This window comes from Bacillus sp. NPDC094106, assembly GCF_044764345.1.
In the GTDB taxonomy this organism is placed as follows: Bacteria; Bacillota; Bacilli; order Bacillales; family Bacillaceae_G; genus Bacillus_A.
The window spans coordinates 93,990-115,712 of sequence record NZ_JBIWHY010000018.1; the positions used below are offsets into that span (position 1 = coordinate 93,990).

Annotated in this window: 24 protein-coding genes and 1 pseudogene; 5 read left to right on the forward strand and 20 right to left on the reverse strand. The window is 34.4% G+C overall.

The features are described 5' to 3' along the window. Nucleotides 1–424: 424 nt before the first annotated feature. From ACIQ7L_RS22495 to ACIQ7L_RS22550, 12 genes are all read right to left on the reverse strand, one after another. Nucleotides 425–1,090, reverse strand: coding sequence for a potassium channel family protein (locus ACIQ7L_RS22495; RefSeq protein WP_400571783.1), 666 nt, complete (start codon nt 1,088–1,090; stop codon nt 425–427). Nucleotides 1,091–1,173: 83 nt separating this feature from the next. Then, on the reverse strand, nt 1,174–2,040 hold the full coding sequence (locus tag ACIQ7L_RS22500; RefSeq protein ID WP_400571784.1) for a cytochrome C oxidase assembly protein: 867 nt from the start codon (nt 2,038–2,040) through the stop codon (nt 1,174–1,176). Between the two features lie 350 nt (nt 2,041–2,390). Beyond that, complete coding sequence (locus ACIQ7L_RS22505; protein ID WP_097894994.1) at nt 2,391–2,849, reverse strand: TlpA disulfide reductase family protein; 459 nt, start codon at nt 2,847–2,849, stop codon at nt 2,391–2,393. Between the two features lie 63 nt (nt 2,850–2,912). Continuing rightward, on the reverse strand, nt 2,913–3,461 hold the full coding sequence (locus tag ACIQ7L_RS22510; RefSeq protein ID WP_097894993.1) for a peroxiredoxin: 549 nt from the start codon (nt 3,459–3,461) through the stop codon (nt 2,913–2,915). A gap of 207 nt (nt 3,462–3,668) precedes the next feature. Continuing rightward, on the reverse strand, nt 3,669–4,799 hold the full coding sequence (locus ACIQ7L_RS22515; RefSeq protein WP_400571785.1) for an N-acetyldiaminopimelate deacetylase: 1,131 nt from the start codon (nt 4,797–4,799) through the stop codon (nt 3,669–3,671). 58 nt (nt 4,800–4,857) lie between these two features. Next, entirely contained in the window at nt 4,858–5,580 is a 723-nt protein-coding gene (dapD, locus tag ACIQ7L_RS22520) for a 2,3,4,5-tetrahydropyridine-2,6-dicarboxylate N-acetyltransferase (protein WP_097894991.1), read from the reverse strand. A gap of 71 nt (nt 5,581–5,651) precedes the next feature. Next, nucleotides 5,652–6,509: a transcriptional regulator CcpC gene (locus ACIQ7L_RS22525; RefSeq protein ID WP_097894990.1), complete on the reverse strand. Its 858-nt coding sequence runs from the start codon at nt 6,507–6,509 to the stop codon at nt 5,652–5,654. Between the two features lie 348 nt (nt 6,510–6,857). After that, nucleotides 6,858–7,301 carry a cyclic-di-AMP-binding protein CbpB gene (cbpB, locus tag ACIQ7L_RS22530; protein ID WP_097894989.1) on the reverse strand — a complete coding sequence of 148 codons (444 nt, stop codon included), beginning with the start codon at nt 7,299–7,301 and terminating at the stop codon, nt 6,858–6,860. Between the two features lie 213 nt (nt 7,302–7,514). After that, nucleotides 7,515–7,706 carry an antirepressor AbbA gene (abbA, locus tag ACIQ7L_RS22535; RefSeq protein WP_400571788.1) on the reverse strand — a complete coding sequence of 64 codons (192 nt, stop codon included), beginning with the start codon at nt 7,704–7,706 and terminating at the stop codon, nt 7,515–7,517. A gap of 82 nt (nt 7,707–7,788) precedes the next feature. Beyond that, entirely contained in the window at nt 7,789–8,307 is a 519-nt protein-coding gene (locus ACIQ7L_RS22540) for a ribonuclease H-like YkuK family protein (RefSeq protein ID WP_400571790.1), read from the reverse strand. A 75-nt stretch (nt 8,308–8,382) separates the two neighbouring features. Next, nucleotides 8,383–8,532 (reverse strand): hypothetical protein, encoded by a 150-nt coding sequence (locus ACIQ7L_RS22545; protein WP_097894986.1) that lies wholly within the window; start codon nt 8,530–8,532, stop codon nt 8,383–8,385. A gap of 193 nt (nt 8,533–8,725) precedes the next feature. Next, a complete protein-coding gene (locus ACIQ7L_RS22550; protein ID WP_000055151.1) occupies nt 8,726–8,962 on the reverse strand; it encodes a YkuJ family protein in 237 nt (78 codons plus the stop codon). A gap of 233 nt (nt 8,963–9,195) precedes the next feature. Here ACIQ7L_RS22550 and ACIQ7L_RS22555 point away from each other — a divergent pair, with 233 nt between their 5' ends. Beyond that, entirely contained in the window at nt 9,196–9,432 is a 237-nt protein-coding gene (locus ACIQ7L_RS22555; protein ID WP_097894985.1) for a glutaredoxin family protein, read from the forward strand. A gap of 17 nt (nt 9,433–9,449) precedes the next feature. Here ACIQ7L_RS22555 and ACIQ7L_RS22560 read toward each other — a convergent pair whose 3' ends face one another. The 3 genes from ACIQ7L_RS22560 to fadH form a co-directional block, all read right to left on the reverse strand. Continuing rightward, on the reverse strand, nt 9,450–9,950 hold the full coding sequence (locus ACIQ7L_RS22560; protein WP_400571793.1) for a DUF3993 domain-containing protein: 501 nt from the start codon (nt 9,948–9,950) through the stop codon (nt 9,450–9,452). Between the two features lie 182 nt (nt 9,951–10,132). After that, nucleotides 10,133–11,350: an EAL domain-containing protein gene (locus ACIQ7L_RS22565; RefSeq protein ID WP_400571795.1), complete on the reverse strand. Its 1,218-nt coding sequence runs from the start codon at nt 11,348–11,350 to the stop codon at nt 10,133–10,135. A gap of 263 nt (nt 11,351–11,613) precedes the next feature. Further along, nucleotides 11,614–12,378 carry a 2,4-dienoyl-CoA reductase gene (gene fadH / locus ACIQ7L_RS22570; RefSeq protein ID WP_400571797.1) on the reverse strand — a complete coding sequence of 255 codons (765 nt, stop codon included), beginning with the start codon at nt 12,376–12,378 and terminating at the stop codon, nt 11,614–11,616. A 257-nt stretch (nt 12,379–12,635) separates the two neighbouring features. On the opposite strand from fadH, the gene ACIQ7L_RS22575 reads away from it, so the two are divergent. Further along, nucleotides 12,636–13,493, forward strand: coding sequence for a metallophosphoesterase (locus ACIQ7L_RS22575; RefSeq protein WP_400571799.1), 858 nt, complete (start codon nt 12,636–12,638; stop codon nt 13,491–13,493). 99 nt (nt 13,494–13,592) lie between these two features. Continuing rightward, on the forward strand, nt 13,593–13,829 hold the full coding sequence (locus ACIQ7L_RS22580) for a hypothetical protein (RefSeq protein ID WP_400571800.1): 237 nt from the start codon (nt 13,593–13,595) through the stop codon (nt 13,827–13,829). 186 nt (nt 13,830–14,015) lie between these two features. On the opposite strand, the gene ACIQ7L_RS22585 is transcribed toward ACIQ7L_RS22580, so the two are convergent. Together ACIQ7L_RS22585 and ACIQ7L_RS22590 are read right to left on the reverse strand one after the other, a co-directional pair. After that, a complete protein-coding gene (locus tag ACIQ7L_RS22585; protein WP_400571802.1) occupies nt 14,016–16,124 on the reverse strand; it encodes a polyphosphate kinase in 2,109 nt (702 codons plus the stop codon). Between the two features lie 107 nt (nt 16,125–16,231). Next, nucleotides 16,232–17,770: a Ppx/GppA phosphatase family protein gene (locus ACIQ7L_RS22590; protein ID WP_400571804.1), complete on the reverse strand. Its 1,539-nt coding sequence runs from the start codon at nt 17,768–17,770 to the stop codon at nt 16,232–16,234. Between the two features lie 178 nt (nt 17,771–17,948). Here ACIQ7L_RS22590 and ACIQ7L_RS22595 point away from each other — a divergent pair, with 178 nt between their 5' ends. Continuing rightward, nucleotides 17,949–18,407 (forward strand): YkyB family protein, encoded by a 459-nt coding sequence (locus tag ACIQ7L_RS22595; RefSeq protein ID WP_400571805.1) that lies wholly within the window; start codon nt 17,949–17,951, stop codon nt 18,405–18,407. 29 nt (nt 18,408–18,436) lie between these two features. Here the strand turns inward: ACIQ7L_RS22595 and ACIQ7L_RS22600 are convergent, their stop codons facing one another. From ACIQ7L_RS22600 to ACIQ7L_RS22610, 3 genes are all read right to left on the reverse strand, one after another. Then, complete coding sequence (locus ACIQ7L_RS22600; RefSeq protein ID WP_400571821.1) at nt 18,437–19,057, reverse strand: YkyA family protein; 621 nt, start codon at nt 19,055–19,057, stop codon at nt 18,437–18,439. 55 nt (nt 19,058–19,112) lie between these two features. Further along, the gene (locus ACIQ7L_RS22605; protein ID WP_400571807.1) at nt 19,113–19,931 is read right to left on the reverse strand and encodes a peptidoglycan-N-acetylglucosamine deacetylase; all 819 of its coding nucleotides are present in this window, start codon (nt 19,929–19,931) and stop codon (nt 19,113–19,115) included. 280 nt (nt 19,932–20,211) lie between these two features. Beyond that, a complete protein-coding gene (locus ACIQ7L_RS22610; RefSeq protein ID WP_400571809.1) occupies nt 20,212–20,859 on the reverse strand; it encodes a diguanylate cyclase domain-containing protein in 648 nt (215 codons plus the stop codon). A 290-nt stretch (nt 20,860–21,149) separates the two neighbouring features. On the opposite strand from ACIQ7L_RS22610, the pseudogene ACIQ7L_RS22615 reads away from it, so the two are divergent. Beyond that, nucleotides 21,150–21,723, forward strand: a pseudogene (locus ACIQ7L_RS22615) (HTH domain-containing protein); the annotation flags it as partial.

Sequence of the window (21,723 nt, forward strand, 5' to 3'; positions counted from 1 at the left end):
AAGACCAATTCGCATAGCGAGTTGGTCTTTTTAAATCAATGATATAATCATGATTAATGACTTTTAATATTGATCATCTATAATGCTGATCTTTCATTCATTAAAACATATGGAATAAAAAGGCTTAGTTTAAAACCAAGCCTTTTTTATTTCATATGCTAATTCTGTTGTGAGTTCATAAGATATTCAACTCTTACTTTGTTTTTTCATCAAAGTATCAGAACTACTTAGCTTACAAATATTGTCCTCACACTCTTTGTATCGAGAAAAAACTTTTATTCCGCATTAACGGGCAGTAAGACTCGCACCTCATGATTCCAAGAGAAGCGAAAAGATAGATGGGAGATAACTGCCCGTTAATACCCGATTGGTGAGGGCTTTCCATCAGTGTGGGATGAAGCTCCCTACTGATGGAAGTTTCACTTTATCGTAAGAAGTGTTTAAAGCGATTTACTTCATCATCATGACCAATTACAATTAAAATATCTCCTGCTTGGATATTCTCTGTAGCTCGTGGAGAAACAATAACTTCTTTACCACGTTTAATTGCTACAATGTTTAATCCAAACTTCGCACGAATATCTAATTCAATTAATGAATGACCATCAATCTTTTGATTTGCAATAATTTCTACAATACTATGTTCATCCGAAAGCTCTAGGTAATCTAATACGTTACTTGAAGCAATATTATTTGCAATACGTTTCCCCATGTCTCTCTCTGGATGTACAATGTGGTCAGCACCTATTTTACTTAATACTTTTTCATGATAATCATTTTGAGCCTTCACAGTAATATTTTTCACGCCTAATTCTTTTAAAATGAGCGTTGTTAAAATACTTGCATTTAGATTATCTCCAATTGCTACCACAACATGGTCAAAATTACGGATACCGAGACTTTTTAACACCATCTCATCTGTTGAGTCAGCAATTACAGCGTGTGAAGCAATGTTCGCAAATTCATTAATTTTATCTTCATCTAGGTCAATGGCCATTACTTCCATGCCTAATTGAGCTAATTCACGACAAATGCTGCCCCCAAAACGTCCAAGCCCGATGACAGCAAATTCTTTCTCTTTTTCACTCACATGAATTCCTCCAATAACATCAAGTCCAATCTATTTTCATTGTAGCATATTTTATATTTGCTACAAAGACTAGCGAACCGTACTTATTTTTGCTTTTGTATGTAAAAATACTGTTGTAAATAAAATGAAATACCGCAAATAAGCATTCCAAACACAAAAATATTCCCAAACGAACTAAACGTTTGAAAAACAAATAATAATGTTTCTTGTCCAAAAAAGGCAAACAAGAGCTGTGCAAAAACAAATAAGAGCGCCCATATATAATGGTGTTGATGAAATAAGTAATGCGTTGCCCCTAAAAAAGCACCAAAAGAAATAATAAAGATCCACCAAGTTTCTAAAAAAACTTGCCATCCGATAAAATGATATCCATTCACAACAACCGCAATAATTCCTATGACAAGCATTGTCGGAACACTCCAAAATAATGATCGAATTCTAAAAAAGCGAACGCCATTTACATCCCCTTTTTCATTTGCACAATATGTTAAAAATGCTGTACTTATATACAGAACAGAAAGAATCGTTAAGATAATAATTAACCAAAAATGAAGCTGGTAATATTCATGTTCTATATTTGTAACTATGGCAGCTAACATACTTGGAATCAGCATACCTGTCCAGCCATCAATTGTCCGTTCATTCCAAAACACAGCATTACCAATTCGAATACCTAATAACATAAAAATAATAATACCTATTACAAATAACGTTGTCTTATTTCCAACTAGACTCGTTGAAAAAGCAATTAATCCAATAAATAAAAAAAGAACAAAACCATTCATAATTTCTAATACAGGCGATAAGTATCCCTTCACCCACTTATATGTGTCTTCATATTCATGTTTATTGGCTAAGCGATATGCATAAAAGCTTATCCCAAAATAGATCGCCGCAATAATAACATATGCATATAAAAAGAAACATAAGATTGCACTGCTAATTTGCACCTGATTCCCCACCCTTTTTCCATGTATCACATTGATTTTACACACTTTTAATATAAAAAGTAAACTAAAACATATAGTTTCATTTCTGACTGTAAGATTTTCTTTTTATCCATTTTCAACTGTACAAATGCTCCACTATTCAAAAATTAAACACTTTCACCACTGGCAATCCCTTTATCTACACTAATAATCTCCCACCTAAATTTTCTCTTTGCAAGGCTTTGAGACTTAAGTGTTCCTTGCCTATCAATAGCGGGATAAAACAAAAACCTCCTATAAGGAGGCTTTTGCATCTATCAATAGAAGCTTGTACTCTCAAACTAAATGAGCATGAAAGGACAGTGCTAATCTTACTCAGCTTCTTTTTTCGCTTCATCTAGCACACGATTTACTCGTTTTGTTAACATTTGCATACCACTTCCACCTGCTTGGAAATGACGAAGTACCCCGTTCTTATCAAATACATAATACGCTGGTACATATTGATTTTCAAACGCATCTGTAATTTTGTGCTGATTATCCACTAAAATAGATTGTGTTATTCCATGCTCTTTCGCCACCGCTTCTACTTGTTCAAGATTTAAATCTTCTTCTGAACGCGGCATATGAACTGCAACAACATTTAATTGCTCTTTATATTCATCACGGAATTTGTTAATATCCGGCATTGCTTCTTTACACAAATGGCAACTCACTGACCAAAAGTGAATAAGTGTTGGCCTTTCACCAATTAGTGATTCACGCACTACTTCTCCATTTAATACTGCTGTTGCACCGTCTAAAGAAGGCATTGGTTGACGTAATTTCATGATTTCTCCCCCTTACGGATGTAGAGCGAGGTCTAACAAACTATTTGTTAGACCTCCGGTAATTTAAACGTTTAAAGTTTCTTGACCTGGTTTCCAGTTTGCCGGGCAAAGTCCACCAGTTTGAAGAGCTTGAAGAACACGAAGTACTTCATCAACTTCACGTCCAATGTTGTTGTGATGTACAACTTGGTACATTAATTCGCCCTCTGGGCTAATGATGAATAAACCGCGAAGTGCAATACCTTCTTCTTCAAGTAATACGCCGTAGTCACGAGACACTACATGGTTAGTATCAGCTGCTAGAGGGTATTTCAATTCACCTAAACCGTTTTTCGTACGGTCAGTGTTAATCCAAGCTAAATGAGTATGAATTGTATCAGTAGATACACCGATTACTTCTGCGTCTAAATCTTCGAACTCGTCGTAGCGATCAGAAAGTGCGATGATTTCTGTTGGACATACGAAAGTGAAATCCATTGGATAGAAGAAAAGTACTGTCCATTTATCCTGTTTCATAACTTCTTCAAGACTTACTTTACCAAATTCTTTGTTTGGCATAACAGCATCCATTTCAAAGCGTGGCGCTTGTTTTGCTACCATACGTTCTGCCATATGTATCAGCCTCCGTGATTTTTTAGTAAATATTGTCTACTCTTGTATTATATAGGAGAAATTAGTTTTCAGTCAATTTCATTTAATAATTATTATAAAATAACTTACTAACAACTTATCCCTCCACCTACCATTATAAAGTATTGTGTTAGAATTACAAAAAAATGCATTATAAATCATATTTTTCACACAGAAAAGGAACAGACTCTATTTTCTGTTCCCTTTCCATTTTACATATTGATTTAAAAACATAATTGTCTGTTCAATCGCAGATTCATTCGGTTGTAATTTTGCATGATGCAAACCATATTCTGACTCTACTCCAAGCCAGAACATAAATCCTGGAATATCTCGAATCATGTATCCGAAATCTTCTCCTGTCATCGCCTCTGTACATGTAACGACATTCATATTGGTTTGCTCCGATGCAAACTGCATAAACTCCTTCGTTAACGCTTCATGGTTATATACTTGATGGTACATTGCTCCGTAATCAATTACAGCTTCGCATTGAAATGCCGCTTCAATACCTGCAACAATTGCTTCAATTCGATTTTTAACTCGTTTCATTGATTCAACAGATAATGTCCGAATCGTCCCTTCTAAGCGAGATTTTTCTGCGATTATATTTTGGACTGTACCACCTGTAATTTTACCAATTGTAATAACTGCGCTATCAAGTGGATTCACGTTCCGGCTAATCACTGATTGAAGCTGTGTAACAAGATGACTAGCTGCAACAATCATATCATTTGCTGTATGGGGATACGCTGCATGTCCACCTTTTCCTTTTAAATCAATATATAGCTCTGATGTATTTGCAAATAGCAGCCCTTCTTTTGTTGCAATTGTCCCTACCGGATACTCAGGTGCAATATGAAGACCAAGGATCATATCCGGCTTCCATTCCTTCAGCACTTCACTTTCTAACATAGGGAGAGCCCCACCTGGTCCTTCTTCAGCTGGTTGGAATAGAAAGACAAGATCATCGTCTACTCTTTCATTTACAGTAGCCGTTAAAAGCCCTAAACCGATGGCAGTATGCAAATCATGACCACATGCATGCATCATCCCTTCATGAGTAGAAGCGAATGCATAACCTGTTTCCTCAGGAATCGGCAAACCATCAATATCTGCGCGATAACCAATCGTTTTCTCTGGGTTTCTGCCCTTTGCCTTAACAATTACACCCGTTTTCCATGTTTTAACTTCAATATTTTCCTTAGGAAGAGTATCAATATAATTTAAAATATATTGTTGCGTTTTCCATTCCTTAAATCCCAATTCCGGAATTTTATGTAAATCTCTACGAATTTGAACAAATTTACTAACTGTCATATTCTCACCGCCATTTATAAAAAGCGTAAGAGCTTAGTTGCTCTTACGCTTTCGTTCTTTATTTTTCTGGATTTAATTGACGAAGCTCTTGTTTAATTTCTGTTTTCGCTTTTGTCTTCTCATCAATTTCTTTAATAACACGCGCTGGCGTTCCTGCAACAACTGTGTATGGTGGTACATCTTCAGTTACAACTGCACCTGCTGCAACAACTGCACCTTTACCTACTGTAACACCTTCTAAAACAACTACATTTGCACCAATTACAACATCATCTTCAACGATAACTGGTTTTGCAGAAGGTGGTTCAATAACGCCTGCAAGAACAGCACCTGCACCTACGTGACAGTTCTTACCTACTGTTGCACGTCCGCCAAGTACAGCGTTCATATCGATCATTGAACCTTCACCGATTACTGCACCGATATTAATCGTTGCATTCATCATAATAACAGCATTATCACCAATTTCAACATGATCGCGAATGATTGCGCCTGGCTCAATACGAGCTTTAATACCTTTTAAATCAAGCATTGGAATTGCAGAATTACGACGGTCATTTTCAACAACATAATCTGTAACATGCTTTTTATTTTCTTCAAGCATTGTCTTAATATCAGACCATTCTCCGAATAAAACACCAGCTTTTTTATTTACAAATGCTTGTACTGTCTCAGGGAACGCTACTTCTTTTAAATCCCCTTTTATGTATACCTTTACGGGAGTTTTCTTCTCACTTTTTTGAATAAACGAAATAATTTCGTTTGCATCCATCATTTTCATGCTTATTGCCTCCTAAATCCATTTATATTGTTACTCTACCAAACGAGAGAGCTCGTAGCAAGATAATAATCTTATTTTTCCATTTGAATTTCTTCTATAATTTCCAAAAACGCCTGTACTTGTTTAAGCTGTCTTGCGGAATCACTTGTTAATAACCACGTTTCTCGCGTTAGACGAACAGGTATTCTGAATGTATTTTCCTTTACTTCTTTCAAGACAGTAGAAGGTAAAAGCGCATAACCAATTCCATTTAAAACAAGCTGCTTACACGTTTCAATCTGATCAACTACGATTGTACGCTTAGGAGGATTAGAAAATAAACTGTACCACCAATTTTGTATTTGTCCATAGTATGTCGAATCACTTTTAAATTGTATAAAAGGTCTATTTGTATCCTTTAACATAGCAATATCTTTAATCTCCGTATCAACTAAATACAGTTCATCTTCAAACAATTGTTGTTTATGACCTTTATATTCTTGTGTTCCCCGCAATATAGCGACATGAACATCGCCTTCATAAAAATGCTTTTGCACCTCGCTACTCCAACCTGTGAAAAGAGAAATTTTCACAAAAGGATACTTTTGTACAAATCTCTTCAAAACAGGAGGTAACCAGTATTGTCCAATTACAGATGCAACAGCTATTTTTAATGTCCCATATGTCTCCGTTCGATAGATTGCCAATTCACTTTTAATAGCTTCTTCTCTTTGCAACATATCTTTTGCATAATTAGCCACCTTTTCCCCTTCTGGTGTGATTGTCAATCCTTTTTGTGAACGAATAAAAAATTTCATTCCCCATTGTTTTTCCATTGATTGTAAGCGTTGACTGAGTGCAGGCTGCGAAACAAACAAACGCTCCGCTGCTCTTCTCATATTGGATTCTTGTGCTAAAACAACCATCATTTGAAAATCATCAATTTGCAACTTTCTCCCTCTTTCCTTATCCTACATAATAAAGTGAATTTTTTAGTCAGTGAGAAATGTTATCCCCGATCATTTGTCATCACAAATCGAACTTTCACAAACAGTTCTCCTCCACCTCACTCCTTTGTCTATCCTAAATTTTCAGGTGGAGCAAATAGTGAGTCAATATATATACATATTGTTTCCTAGCATACAATATTCATTTTCTGTCTTTAAGAACCGTGAATGAGTTGGCACTTCCCTTATCCTTTTATGCTTATTTGTATCTTTCTAAATATAATACATACATAACAGAGATGCACGATAAAAAAGCGACTTCTCCTTTTCACCGAAGTCGCTCACCCCTCTTTATCGATTATGTTGCCTTACTTTTTTATTCAACAATTTTAAAATAGCACGTCGCGTTAAAATACCTTCAAAATACTCTTCATCATTTACAGCACAAATAAAAGGATGATCAATTGTCATTTCTAATGCTTTCGCAAAAGAATCTTCCAGCCTAAGAGTCGGAATATCTTTTTTCATTACCTGCTCCACTTTCATATCCTCGAGCTTCTCAAACTCAATACGTTCTAGCCCTAAAATCCCATCCAAAATCATTGCAGTACTAATTAGCCCATGTAATTTGTACATAGGGTCCAAAACAGGAATCGCAGAATATCCAGATTTTACAAGAACAAGCAAAGCATGCTCTAAGCTATTTCCAATTTGAACATGTGCAACCTTTTCTGATGAAATCATTAAATCCTTGACAAGAACTTGTTGAAACTCATCTTTCGGAATACTAATCATCTTACATCCCCCACTTTTTCCTGCTAACATGGTTTTTAATACATGATAAAAAACTTCTTAATTTAAAAATCCTTTTTATTTTCCATTTCTATTCATATCTTATGATAGCGTTTTCATATTATTATTTTGTCCTTAGTTTATTCCAACAAAAATATGATACACACTTCATTTTATCATAGAACACACAAAAAAAAACTACCTTTCTGGTAGCCCTTAGTATCCTTCATTTTTTAATCGATAAAATAATCTTGTAATTCTTTTATATTGGGAAATATCTGTTTTTTTGAGGCCGCTCTCAATATCTGTAAGCTCAACAGCTAAAATTTCACTAGCGTAGTTTTGACGAAATAAGATATCCAATAGCAAGTTTTTTTCTTCATTTGTTAAAGTAACTTCCTTCTGCATGTACTCCTCTCCTTATGCTTGTTTCCTTATTATTTATTATATAAAATATTTGCTTTATTTAATAGATAAAAAATTCAGTTTTTTATTTTGTATAGCGATTTGCATAACTAAAGGCCGCATAAGCATCTGGTTTAATCTTTGCCGTTAATCCCATCGCTCTCACCTTCGTTGTCATATCTGAAATAAATTCTTTTGTTAATCCATTATTTCCTATATCTAAGTGAATTTCCATTACAAATCCCGCTCCCTCATGAGCGTATGGATGCAATAAATCCCATATCCTCTGTATATGGTCTGGCGTAAACAAACAAGCAATCTCCTGACTTAGCTGTGTTTCTAAATATATTTTTTCACGCAATGTCGTTGGCTTTTTATGCACTGCTTTATGACGCAAACACCCCCATGCTCCTTTTCCCACACGATGAATGTGCACTGCCGTAATAAAACGTGTAACTTTCTGGTGTGCTTGTGAATCTGTACCAATGGATAAACGATATAAATTACGTGGATCTTTTTCAATAAAATTACAAATACGTATAAAAACCGTTTCAAAATCCATATGTCTCTCTGATACATTATAAAATCTATGCTCTCCGTCCACATAGTCACGTCCTTTCGATTAGACAGACTTTTTGCATTCTCATTGTATGGGACAAAAGCGCAAAATATGACTTTACTATCCTTTATTCGTTTCAATATTTCGAATCACATACTGACAAGAGGGACATGTATAAATTACATTTTGATTAGACTGGGCGGTTAATACATGAACAATTTCAGATGAACTATGACATTTTGGACAAACAACAATTGGTAGTCTCTCCACTTTCAGCACTCCCTTCAAACTTTTATTACCAGTGTTGGAAAAATTAAAAATTCTTATACATATAACTCCATCCCCCTATCCTTTATAAGATGTTTGCTCCCTTGCTTCTGTACAGATGGAATAAAACAACAGCCCATAAAACCTAGCAGTACTAAAAAAAGTACCGCCCTTTGGCGGTACCTTTTTATATGTATCAAGAAATAATATCGTAAATTTCGATAGCAACCATATCAATGTTATCAAATTGATATACTTGTGGCTTTTCGCCTTGTTGATACACTTCTAATTCATACATTTCACTTTTATCGAAAAATTTCACGCTACATTTGCGCTCACCGTTCACTTCAAAATAGCGTTGTGCTACTTCACCGCTTTCAGCTTGTTCTTGTAGACTAACAAGTCGAGTTAAAATTCCTTGGAGTAGAGACATGAAATCTCCCCTTTCTCTAATCTTCCTATCAATAGGTTTTACAGCTATACTCATTCTATCCGTCATAACAGAAAAAATGTTCCACAATCTAGGATAAAGGTTATTGAGCAGAAACTCAACTAAAATTTGTCGAAATAAGAGGTGAAAAGCAGAAAGAATATCTTTCTCTTTCTTTATTGCGGTTTTTTTAGCTGGAGAATATAATTAAAAACAGAAAATGAGGAGGAATTTTAATGAAGAAAATTGAGGTTTATACACAACCGGATTGTCCGCCATGTACAATTGTAAAAGAATTTTTAAAACATAATAACGTAACGTACGAAGAATTTGACGTAAAAAAGGATGCAGCTGCTCGCAACCGTCTTTTATATGACTATAACTCCTATTCAACTCCCACAGTCGTCGTTGATGGGGAAGTTGTTACTGGTTTTCAAATTGAAAAGTTACAACAGCTGCTCAATCTAGAATAGGAATAGGCAAAAATGCACTATTCCTGTTCTTTTAGCTCTTGCAATTTTTTCATTTCTGTCAAAAGTTCCTGACTTTCATGATAACCAGCTAATTTCCATTTCCCTTTATCCTTTTGCAAAGTCACAATTTGATATTGTTCATTTTTTGTCCGTTCATATACATATAAAAGGCCGTGCTCTTCATCATACGCCAGTTTTGTCTGCGAATTAAATGAAAAAGGTGCTTCTTTTGTAGGAAATAAGTATTCACCACTTTTTTTATCATCATTGCTATTTTCATCTGTAAAAACTTGAAGGAAATTATCTGTAAAATATGGTGATAACGCATCATACATTTTACTTACCGTTAAATGCTTACCTCGAATTGAAAATTGTACTTCATATCCCTTTTGAATCGTTGTAAACACTTCTTTTCGATCCACTTTTGTTTCTTCTTTACCAAGAACTGTTGTAACACTATACCCAACCAGAAAGGCAACACATAAAAATAGAACAAACCATATCCCATATTTTCTCATTCTTTCACCTTCCTTTACGAGAGCTTGTCTTTGTAGTATTCATTGTAACAATGATTATGCAAAGAAAGTGATGGTTTCGTTCGTAAAATCTTTACAATGATAGACAGCATTTTCACCATCATTTTCACTATTACCAATTTATGATAAAAACAAACAAAAAAATGCACGAATTGCTTCGTGCATTAAAATAAAACATCTTCTTCATATAAAAATTCATATGATAAATCAATAAATAAGAACTGTTCATCATCGATTGGGAAAGAGAATGTTCGTACCATTTCACTCGTTTCTATGTCTGCATATAAATCCGAAAGCCTTGCTTTATTTTCAAACCGCATTTTCATTATATTTTCTAAAAAATACGGACGCCAACTCCAATTTTTCATATAATACTCCGGCATAACAATCCATTCTCCATCTTTTTTCATAACGTTTCCTGATTGTTGAAAACCGTCTTCATTGCAAATGAAAATTCGAAAACTATACTGTGATACATGTTGACTAAAATGTAATAACCATTCATTAACATCTTCATTCTTTTTGGGCTTAGATAACACATTCCCAACTTGATCACGCAATGTTTCCGTTAATTGATAAATTTTTTGTAGTTTTTTCTTTTCGTGTTGAATAAATTGATGACATTCATTACCAAGACGTTCTTTTAAAATGTCCGCCGCAATAAAATCTGGCAAACACTCTTTCAAATAATTACCTTGATAGTATCTTCCACCATTCTTCCAAGCATATTGCAGTTGGTAAAAAGCATCAATTTCTTCGTATAGTAATGTCGCACCAATTCTTCTCGCTAATAAGGACAAAGAATATAAAATATCTTGATACGATTGTAAAAGTGCAGTTTGTCGTAAATTTGTTAAATCTACTTTTAAAATATCAGGAGCTAACACACTAATTCGCTCCAAATTACTCGTACCTGTTCCTACTTTATTAATTGAAGTTTGAATGCCATATGTACGGTAATACATGAGTAAATGATTAAATTGTTCTATATCTTCCTTACACTCATGCTCTGTTATTTCTAAAACAATATTTCGTAAGTTCAGCCCTTTTTTTTCATACATTAACAATAATTGAAGTAAACTCTCATCTTCATCGTTCATAAGTACGTTCGCATTTCGGTGTATAAACAATAAAAATGTTTGCTTTGTCTCTAAGTACCTATCTAATGCTTTTTCTACAATGACATTATCCGCTTCGAGTTGAAACTCACTTGGAATGGAATCATCATGAAAGAAAGAGGAAAGACTTTGTATACCCTCTTCTGTTTGGATACGCCCTACTACTTCGTATCCAATTACTGTATGTTCATCAGCACTAAAAATAGCTTGATAATAAGGAAGGACTTTATCCAAATTACTCATTACATCTAATGCATCTATCAAAACATTTCCCTCCCTTTACTTTTCAAAAATTATAACATGGTATGTATAGAAAAATAATAAAAAATCCCTTCAGTTCTCCTGAAGGGATTAGAGGGGTAAAATGCTAAGGGGAATTAGCAATTCTACTATGAAGAAAAAAGAGGTCTTAATCATACCTTATATAACTTCTCCTGTAAACACTTTTTCTCATATGTCACAAATTCTTCACATTTTACCATACACGGATAAGTAGTCATATCCATGCCCCACTTTATACAATCCCTTTAGAACGGATACTGATGTAGGTGTTGCCCACCATCCATTGTCATACACGTTCCATTTATGTAAGCAGCTGCATCAGAACTTAGATAAAAAGCTAAGCCTGCAATTTCTTCTGGTGTCCCTAATCTACCTAATGGAACGCTTTGTAATGTACGCTTAGCCATCTCCTCCGAAATCCACAATTTGTCCGCACCGCCTGTACGTTCAATCGGGCCAGGTGCAATGGCATTGACTCGTATCCCATATTTACGTCCCCATTCAACAGCAAGCGTTTTCGTCATCGCTAATACACCAGCTTTCGCTGCAGCAGAATGAATCACACCTGGTCCCGCATCCCAGGCATACGTTGCTACCATATTAATGATATTTCCTTTTATCCCTTTTTCGATCCAATATTTCCCTACTGCTTGACTACAATAAAATGTTCCATTCAATACAATATTAATTACTGCATTCCAACCGTTAACAGATAAATCTTCTGCAGGACAAATAAAATTACCTGCTGCATTGTTAATTAAAATATCAATACGTCCAAATTTCTCATCAATATGTTCAACCATACGTTGAATATCATCTGTACTTCGCACATCCATTTGCACAGTCAATACTTGCTCTGGAAATTGTTCAATCTCTTTCTGGGTTTCCTCAAGCTTTTCTTTTGTACGTCCTGTAATAACAACACGTGCCCCTTCCTTTGCAAACCGAGCTGCCATTCCTTTTCCCATTCCACTTGAGCCACCTGTTATGATAACTACTTTTTCTTTCAAATATATCCCCTCCCTCAAAAAAATGAATACACATTCATTTTACCACTTTATTTGAAAGAAATCTTTATATTTTTAAAGTTTTCTGATATCTTTTAAATACAAGAAATCTCTTTCATTATCATATTTCTTATCACATATGCTATTTTTCTATTCTTCAAAATAAAATTCTATAACAAGAAATAAACGAAAAGGAGAGCCAAGTGACCTATAATGAATTGTTCATACACCTTATAAACTATAGGTTCGCTCATATTCCCATGAAACAAATAACAAGAAGAAACTTTATAAAAACAGGAATTCGCACTTGTCTCTATACTTGTATTACAGCTAGCTTCGGCTATTACTATGCTAAATATATAGAACCAAATTCCCTTTCTTTGACGCATCATACACTTCGGTCTCCGCTTATTCCAAAAAGTTTTCATGGCATGAAGATTATTCAGTTTAGTGATTTACATCTCGGATACTACTTTTCTCTTCAGCGCTTATCTTACATTGTCTCCAAAATAAATGAAACAGCACCAGATATCGTTCTTTTTACAGGTGATTTAATTGATAATTATCAGACATATAGTGATGCTCCTTTTGTCTCCTCCATTTTGCGTAATATCCATGCACCATTTGGTAAATTTGCAATCTATGGAAATCACGATCATGGTGGATATGGAACAGAATACTATGATCTAATCATGAGTGACTCAGGTTTTGAACTGTTAAAAAATACTGAAAAACGCATTCGATTATTAGATAATAGTGAAATCTCTATTTTTGGAATAGATGATCTACTACTTGGCAAACCTGAAATCGATTCGACATTACAATATGCACAGAAGGATATTTATACAATTGTACTTGTTCATGAACCTGATATAGCACCAAAAACCGCTCAATTCCCAGTAAACCTTCAGCTTTCTGGACACAGCCATGGCGGACAAGTTCAAATCCCCTTTTTGGGTGCAATTATTACTCCAGCACTTGCAAAACACTATATTGAAGGCTTTTATCACATTCACAACTTACTTCTCTATGTAAATCGGGGCCTCGGGAGAACACGCGTTCCATTTCGATTTATGGCCAGACCTGAAATTACACTTTTTACATTGCACCATTTGTAACGTACACTTGCCTATTTTCTTATCTACCCTTTCTTGTACTCGCTCATCCACGCTTTTTCTCCATATGATAACAATGAGTCCATTAAAGGAGGTTGTTACATGTATCCATATTTTCAACCCATCCTAGTTCGCTCAGCACCTATTGGCCCAATAGACGACTCGCGCTTCTTACCATTTTTCGGCGTTCCATTTTTAGCTGGAATTGCTGGCGGATTACTTGGTGGGGCATTAGCATTTGGTCCTAGACCTTTCTATCCACCTTATCCACCACCAGCGCCTTATCCACCGGCACCGTTTCCTTGTTACGGAAATTCATGTCAGCCGTATTATTATTAATTCAGGACTTCCTTCAGCATAATTCTAGCTATTTACAAATTGCATTAGGTAAATCTAAAAAACTATTCTCTCATTCCTTACTGCTTTATTTCCTCTGAATTTTTCAATAGATATTTTTAGGAAAAAAGCATAAAAACCTCTTATATAAATAAGAGGTTTTTATGGTCATACTAATCTGTTATTCCATTACTCTGCATCCATCTCTTGATAAGCCATCTTAAATAATTTTACTTGGCTATCAATCTCTTCGGAGCCATTATTTATTACATAGTAGTATTCACCATCTTTATTTTGTTCGCGTGTTTTTACATTATCCGCCAAAACAAGCTGTAAAATTGCTTTTATTCTCGCTTTCATTTCAAAACCTAGAATTGGGAAAGATATTTCTACCCGCTTTTCCATATTCCTTGTCATCCAGTCAGCTGAAGATAAATAAATTTTTTCATCTCCATTATGATGAAAATAATAAATACGGCTATGCTCTAAATACCGTCCAACGAGACTAATCACCCGAATGTTTTCACTTACATTTTGAATACCGGGACGCAAGCAGCATGTTCCCCTAACGATAAGTTCCACCTTTACCCCAGCCTGTGATGCCTCATACAACTTTTGAATCAACGGTTTATCCGTTAATGAATTCATCTTAGCAATAATGTGTCCATTACCATATTGCTTATGATAGCGAATCTCTTCATCTATTAGCTCCATAAATTGCTGACGTATGTCAAAAGGGGCCACTGACAAATGATGAAAATGAGGTTTCGTTGTATAGCCGCTCAAATAATTAAAGAAATTTGTTGCATCTACCCCAAAATCTTTTCGAGATGTAATATACCCAAAGTCTGTATATAGTTTTGCTGTAGCATCGTTATAATTTCCTGTCCCCAAATGTACGAACCTTTCGATTTTTCCGTATTTTCTTCGCACAACAAGTGTAATTTTACTATGGGTTTTCAAATGGCTCACACCATAAATAACATGGCAACCAGCTTGTTCCAGTTCCTTTGCCCAATGGACATTATTTTCTTCATCAAATCGAGCTTTTAATTCAACAAGCACCGTTACTTGTTTTCCCTTTTCAGCTGCCGTCTTTAAAGCCTGAATAATCGGGGAATCTCCACTGACACGATATAACGTTTGCTTGATTGCCAGCACATTTGGATCATCTGCTGCATCACGTACAAAATCAACAACAGGCTGAAAAGATTCAAATGGATGATGTAATAAAATATCGTGCTCGATTGCTTTCTCAAATACATCTTCTTCATCGTCTAAATCTTGAGGTGGCTGCGGAATCAGAGCTGGATAAACAAGATGTTCATATAAAGGAGCTAATTTTTTATATAGGGAAAATAAACATGTTAGATCTAACGGTCCATCCATCATATATACATCTTCATCTTTTACCTCTAACACCTCATATAATAAGGCTAACACTCTTTCATCTACATGCTCTTTTCCAACTTCTAAGCGAACAGCGGCTCCCCACTTACGTTTTTTTAACTCTTTTTCAATCACTTTCAATAAATCACGCGCACCCTCTTCGTGTATTGTTAAATCCGCATTACGCGTAATACGAAAACGAGTGACAGAGGATACTTTGTATCCTGTAAATAATTTATGAGTAAAACTACTAATGACGTCTTCTAATAAAATAAATTTATGCTTTTGATCTTCACTTGGTAAAAAAATAAAACGCTCGAGCAATGAGGGCACTTGAACAATCCCAAGCTTTGTGCGGTTTTCTTCCTCTATCTGTTTTTCATCATAGAGAATCGTAGCTAAGTTTAAACTTTTATTTAAAAGCATTGGAAACGGACGGTATGCATCGATTGCTACAGGTGTTAAAACCGGAAAAATTTGCTCATCAAAATATTCTTCAATAAATTCACGTTGTTCTTTCGTTAAATCGTGAAATGCTAAAGGCTCAATCCCTTCTTCTTCAAGTGCTGGCAATACAGTATTTTTAAATGTATTATACTGAACTGTCATTAATTCATGAGCCTTCGTAGAGATTTTATTAAGCTGTTGTTTCGGTGTTAAACCAGCCTTGTTTTCCGGCTGATTAAACCCCGCTCTTACCTGATCCTTTAATCCTGCAACACGTACCATAAAAAACTCATCCAAGTTCGAGCTAAAGATACTAATAAACTTTAATCTTTCTAAAAGCGGATTACTTTCATCCTGTGCTTCTTGTAATACACGTTCATTAAAAGCTAGCCAGCTTAATTCACGGTTATTATAATAAGCCGTATCATTTAAATTTACCGAATTCCCCTTCACTAATTCCATTTTCTCCACACTTCCCTTGAAACTTTTTCAATATAATTTAGTTACATTTATTGTATCAAATTCCAATTTATTAAAGTGTAAAACTTTTGTAAAGACGTCCGTACAAATTAATATTTCTCTTCAAATATTAAATGAATGTTCATCTTTAATGCTTTTTCCAACTGTTTTTTCTGCTTTTCTGCCTGTACCTTTTCTGCTAAAGCTGATTGTTTACAAACAATACGAAATGCAAGCCCCTCTTTCTCTTTTTCCACCTGAACCTTTTCAACAAGCGCTCGTTGTCTCACATTTAAAGCAGCTGAAAATTGTAAAACTGCTCCTAACAAGCAAATTGTTTTCTGTTCACTTTTATCAAACCAACCTTCAAATGGTACTAAATACTGTTTAAATAACATTTTTGATTTATAAGAGGCGATGAGCGCAAGTCTAACTCGATCTTTATGCATCATACCGTCAATCGTTTTATTTGCCAATAAATAAAATGTATGTAAACGACTTGCTTCTACATCTATGTATTTCCCAATATTAAATACTTTGGCAGCTTGATGAAATGTCTCCCAATCCTTTTCTGACAAGCAAATAACCTCTGCTTCCTCAAGTTCCTTACAGATTAAAGCCCCTTGTTTAATAAGCTGAATTACATATCCCATATCCATTCCATACTCATAAGATAATAAGTTTAAACTTTCTTCTAACACATTTGGGTAATAAGAAATGCCTAAATTTTTTGTTAGTTCTTCGTAGAAAACACCTTCTCGCAATCCTTTTTGACTTAATACAAAAGCTGGAGCCTGCACAATATTAGTTAGCATATGAAACACTTCTACCGCTGGAATAATCGTATCAGCTCGATCTTTTGCTAAACCATCTAATTTTTGCAAATCTGTGAAAGAAAGATTAATTAACTCTGCCTTTACCTCTTTTATGTCCGCTTCTTTCATTTTATATAAATGTAAACCTGCTATTGGATAAGAAATCAAATTTTGATGAATTTTCACCATATTACGTGCGCTTCCACCTATCGCAATAAGCGGTAATTTTTTTTCATTTAGCCACGGCAAAGTTCGGAATTGATACCATAAATATCTTCTTAATTCATCTAATTCTTCTGAAGTTGGTGTCTCATGACGAATGAATTGTTGCTTTAAAGAAAGTGCCCCAAATGGAAAACTATAATATTCTACAATTTCTCTATCCTGAAAATATGTGACCTCTGTACTACCACCGCCAATGTCAACAGTAATTCCTTCTGTAAAAGAAGTTGAATTCATTACTGCTAAATAACCGTAACGAGCTTCCTCATATTCAGATAAAATTCTAAGTATAAAATCTGTTTTTCCTTCTACAAGCTTTTTAATTTCTGCTTGGTTCTCTGCTTGTCGAATCGTTGCTGTCGCAACACAACGCACATTATGCAATCCATGAAACCTTGTACTTTCTTGAAATTGAAGTAATGTTTGCAGGAGTATATTCATTCCATCTTCTATTAGTATACCATCAATTAAGTAATTTCTTAAACGAGCTACAACTTTTGTATTTTCAATCTCTTTATAAAAACCTCCATTTTGTTTTTCATAAATAACTAATCGCATTGTATTTGAGCCAATATCAATAATGGCATATTGCTGTTTCAATATATCTTTCATACTTTTCACTCTTTCATTATCAAATTTCTAAAAACCATTCCTATCACTATTATACAAAATAGTTGTTTTTGGTAACAATATTGCTTTAATATTGAAAATATATACAATCACTTTTTGCATATAATAAAAACTCTTTTTATTTATGTTATAATAATAAAAACCAGAAAGGAGACCCACTATGAAACCTTCACAACCACAGTCTCAGTCGCAAAAAAAACATTCTATCAATCGATTAGCTCAATCTATTTTCGTTGTGAATCGGCATGCAAAAGCAGCTACAAATCCGAAATACTTATACTGGCTAAAAAAAGTTGCTTTAGAACGTTTAATTATTGAAAAAAAAGCACTAAAAGAAGGATTACATTTTTCTAGAAATCCACGTCTTAGTCAGCAACAATCTGATGTTCTCATTCGTTTAGGTGACTATTTTTTTCATATTCCCCCTACAAAAGATGATTTTCGTACCCTCCCGCATCTCGGTAATCTTGAATCTTCCTATCGAAATCCGAAAACAACCCTTTCTTTAACAGTAGCAAAAAAAACGCTTCAAGATTATATTGGCCCTGAGGCCCTGAAGCAAGAAAAAAAATTAAGCGAACCGATTCCTTGGTATCGACGTACGTATACAAAAAAATAAAGCAGGTTTGGCCCTCAGACCAACCTGCTTTATTTTTTCTCTTCTTTTATTTTAATGTCCGCTTGTTTATAGAAAGCTACTTTTTCTGTATTGTATGACTTAGTATACTCATTGAACTTATCTTTTTCAGTATCAATATCTTTGTAAGATTGATTTACTGTTTTTACTTTATCACTAATTGCTTTTAATTTTGCATCTTTATCTTGTAACATTGTATATAACTCTTTTTCTAATTTTAATGATTTAGTGTAGTTATCATACATCTTTTTAAACGATTCATATCGTTTTTCATACGTACTCTTTACTTTGTCTGCTTGCTCTTTTAACTTATTATCCTTAATTTTCTCTACGTACTTATCAACTGATTTCATTTCTTCTTGCGCTTTATTCAATGCATCTTTTTCTTTATCGATTATTTTTCCACGCTCCGCTGTGTTTTTCGCTGCTTGATCTAACTTCTCCTTCACAGCTTGATTATTATCTTTTCCCTCTTGTACAATTTGATTGTATAACGTTTGTCCCTCTTTTTCTAACGCCTCTAATTTTTTCGCATCTTCAAACATAGGTTTTTCTTGCTTTGCAGCATTTTCAAATGCCACATATAATTCTTCTTCTGGTTTTGGACCAAAACAACCAGCTAATAAAGTCATAGATAATGCAGTTACAATTGCTATTTTATTATATTTCACTTTCTTTTCCTCCTACTTATATACGATCATCATGCCAAAAATTTAAAGGGAAATGAGTTGATTCTTCATATACTTCAAACTCATATCCTTTTTTACGAAGATCATCAATAATTGTTTGTAAGGCTTGTACAGTTTGTTGCTTCTCATGCATTAAAATAACTTCACGGTCTTGTCTAGCTCCTGAAATTACATTTTGTACTACACCATTTGGATTCCCAGGTAGTTTCCAGTCTAAAGAATCAATCGTCCAATCCCACTCTTTCATACCAACTGGTACCATTTGATCACGTAATCCTTGATTCAATCCAGGCATACTTCCATATGGGCAACGAACAAGCTTAGGCTGAAATCCTGTAACATCTTTCACCATATTTTGCGCCTGTATCATCTCTTCTACAAATCGGCCTTGTTTATAAAGTTTCGCATAGTCATGTGTCATGCTGTGAACACCTGGATAATGTCCTTCCTTTACTAAACGTTTCACACTATCTGTATGAGATGGAATATTGCCACCAATCATGAAAAATGTTCCTTTTATTTCATTTTTCTTTAAAATGTCTAAAATCTCTTTTTGAAATTCACTCGGTCCATCATCGAAGGTTAAGTATGCTACTTTGCGTACTTGTCCATTAAATTTCGTCGGTGCTTTTTTATCCAATCCAACTTTAAACTGCTCACTAGCAAGCTGGACTGAGTTCACTTGATTTGCTACAGCCTTTGCAGGCGATGTAAAGGATTGAAATATGAAAAACCCTGCCACGATAGCACTAATTGCAATAGCAATTACAACCAGCCGCCTGCCCAAGGGCGATCGTCGGCTCCTAACGTCTATCATTCTACCATTCCCTTTCTCTCTTTCTATCAATCTACTTGTCCATTTTACACAGTATAAAGGTTTACTTGCAACAACTTACAAATATTCTTTGGCTTTCCTAAAAAGGAAAAGTGTAGAGATTGCTTCCCTCTACACTTTCCCCCCAAAAAACCATTGTGCAAAATGTCCTGACACATCTATCACAATTATATGATGATTAAATATATTTTTAAAGGCTTTTGTTACAAAACACCGTTTTTTTGTAACAAAAGAGAAGCAATTGTTACGAAAAATACTTTTATCATTCATTCTTCCGTAAATCTCTATTCTTATACAATTGAGTTTGCGCTTTATCTAATAGCTCTTCTAACGTTTTTCCTTCCAAAGGATAACTAGCAGCTCCAAATAAAAACGAAATATTTACCACATTATTTGCTAATTCTTTTGTAATATTCGTTACTAGCCGATCTGTTATTGTCGATTTCTCATATCCTTTATCTACCGCTACAATCACATATTTATTTTCTTCCCATCTCGTAACAACATCACTTTTACGAACGGTATTTACAATTGTATTCTCTACTTTTTTGACTATCTGGTTTAATTTTCTATCTTGTATGGTGTTTATTAATTCATTCCATTCATTAATAGAAATCATATATATAGTAATTTTATACGTGTCTCTTTCTGACAAAGCAACCATTTTCCCAAAAAAATCAATCATGAAATCATTACTTTTTATCCCTTGTAATTCACTATTTTCATACTGCCTTTTATCATAACGATGCCCAAAATAGTAACTCAGTATGATTTGTATAATATAAATAATGAGTACAGCAAAAAATGACCGAGCATCTAATTTTGCAATTACATCCTGCATTGCGATCCATTCTGTAACTGCAACTGTATTTCCAAGTAACAAACCACTAATTTTCCCCTTATGCTTCATGCATTACCTCCTCCTATACTAATATATGCTTCTATAACAATAATGTTTTTCTACAAAAAAAATGTACGCACCCCTTGTACATTTCGCTTGCAAGCTTGTATTCATTTTCTTTTCTATTTCATATATATGAATCCATTTTAATTTTTCGACATCTAAATCCCTGCTATGCAGAATAAAAAGTAATCTACACTCTAAAATGTACCCTATAGAATAGACACTTAAAAAAAAGTCTGTTCTATAGGGTATTTCTTGTATAATAGGAGAAAAATTAGGATCGGAGAAATTTCAAAATGACGAAAAAACTGTTTACAGAAAAAGAAATTCAAACTCTATCAAGGAATCCATACGTAAAATCTGTGAGTGAAAAAGTCATTACTTATACAGACGAATTTAAACGTATTTTTATTGAAGAAAATGAAAAAGGAAAGTTGCCTCGAGACATTTTTGAAGAATGTGGTTTTGACATAGATGTGATTGGAATACAACGTGTTATATCATCAGGAAGTAGATGGCGTGGTGCTTATAGAGAGAATGGTGTATTTGGTTTACGTGATACACGTAAAGAAAACTCTGGAAGGTCTACTGAGAGAGAACTTACGTTAGAAGAAAAATATGTACGTTTAGAAGCTGAACGGAACTTACTAAAAGCGGAAAACGAACTATTAAAAAAGATCAAACTTATGGAAGGGAGGATGAAAAGAAAATAACGTTACCACCTAGTCAAAAATACCTATTGATTCATTCTGTCATCGTAAAATATAACCTAAGGAACATGGTGAGTCACTTGTGTAAAATAGCTGGCGTTTCACGTTCTGGATACTATAATTATTTCTCTTTACAATCTCAAGAACAGCGGAAACAAAA

What these genes read in the sequence shown, in the direction of transcription:
- ACIQ7L_RS22610 (WP_400571809.1), bottom strand. Translation starts at nt 20,859, where the DNA reads ATGAAGCATAAGGGGAAAATTAGTGGTTTGTTACTTGGAAATACAGTT.
- ACIQ7L_RS22555 (WP_097894985.1), top strand. Translation starts at nt 9,196, where the DNA reads ATGAAGAAAATTGAGGTTTATACACAACCGGATTGTCCGCCATGTACA.
- ACIQ7L_RS22580 (WP_400571800.1), top strand. Translation starts at nt 13,593, where the DNA reads ATGTATCCATATTTTCAACCCATCCTAGTTCGCTCAGCACCTATTGGC.
- ACIQ7L_RS22505 (WP_097894994.1), bottom strand. Translation starts at nt 2,849, where the DNA reads ATGAAATTACGTCAACCAATGCCTTCTTTAGACGGTGCAACAGCAGTA.
- ACIQ7L_RS22550 (WP_000055151.1), bottom strand. Translation starts at nt 8,962, where the DNA reads ATGTCTCTACTCCAAGGAATTTTAACTCGACTTGTTAGTCTACAAGAA.
- dapD (WP_097894991.1), bottom strand. Translation starts at nt 5,580, where the DNA reads ATGAAAATGATGGATGCAAACGAAATTATTTCGTTTATTCAAAAAAGT.
- ACIQ7L_RS22560 (WP_400571793.1), bottom strand. Translation starts at nt 9,950, where the DNA reads ATGAGAAAATATGGGATATGGTTTGTTCTATTTTTATGTGTTGCCTTT.
- ACIQ7L_RS22600 (WP_400571821.1), bottom strand. Translation starts at nt 19,057, where the DNA reads ATGACTTTATTAGCTGGTTGTTTTGGTCCAAAACCAGAAGAAGAATTA.
- ACIQ7L_RS22510 (WP_097894993.1), bottom strand. Translation starts at nt 3,461, where the DNA reads ATGGCAGAACGTATGGTAGCAAAACAAGCGCCACGCTTTGAAATGGAT.
- ACIQ7L_RS22590 (WP_400571804.1), bottom strand. Translation starts at nt 17,770, where the DNA reads ATGAAAGATATATTGAAACAGCAATATGCCATTATTGATATTGGCTCA.
- ACIQ7L_RS22585 (WP_400571802.1), bottom strand. Translation starts at nt 16,124, where the DNA reads ATGGAATTAGTGAAGGGGAATTCGGTAAATTTAAATGATACGGCTTAT.
- cbpB (WP_097894989.1), bottom strand. Translation starts at nt 7,301, where the DNA reads ATGATTAGTATTCCGAAAGATGAGTTTCAACAAGTTCTTGTCAAGGAT.
- ACIQ7L_RS22575 (WP_400571799.1), top strand. Translation starts at nt 12,636, where the DNA reads ATGAAACAAATAACAAGAAGAAACTTTATAAAAACAGGAATTCGCACT.
- ACIQ7L_RS22605 (WP_400571807.1), bottom strand. Translation starts at nt 19,931, where the DNA reads ATGATAGACGTTAGGAGCCGACGATCGCCCTTGGGCAGGCGGCTGGTT.
- ACIQ7L_RS22595 (WP_400571805.1), top strand. Translation starts at nt 17,949, where the DNA reads ATGAAACCTTCACAACCACAGTCTCAGTCGCAAAAAAAACATTCTATC.
- abbA (WP_400571788.1), bottom strand. Translation starts at nt 7,706, where the DNA reads ATGCAGAAGGAAGTTACTTTAACAAATGAAGAAAAAAACTTGCTATTG.
- ACIQ7L_RS22515 (WP_400571785.1), bottom strand. Translation starts at nt 4,799, where the DNA reads ATGACAGTTAGTAAATTTGTTCAAATTCGTAGAGATTTACATAAAATT.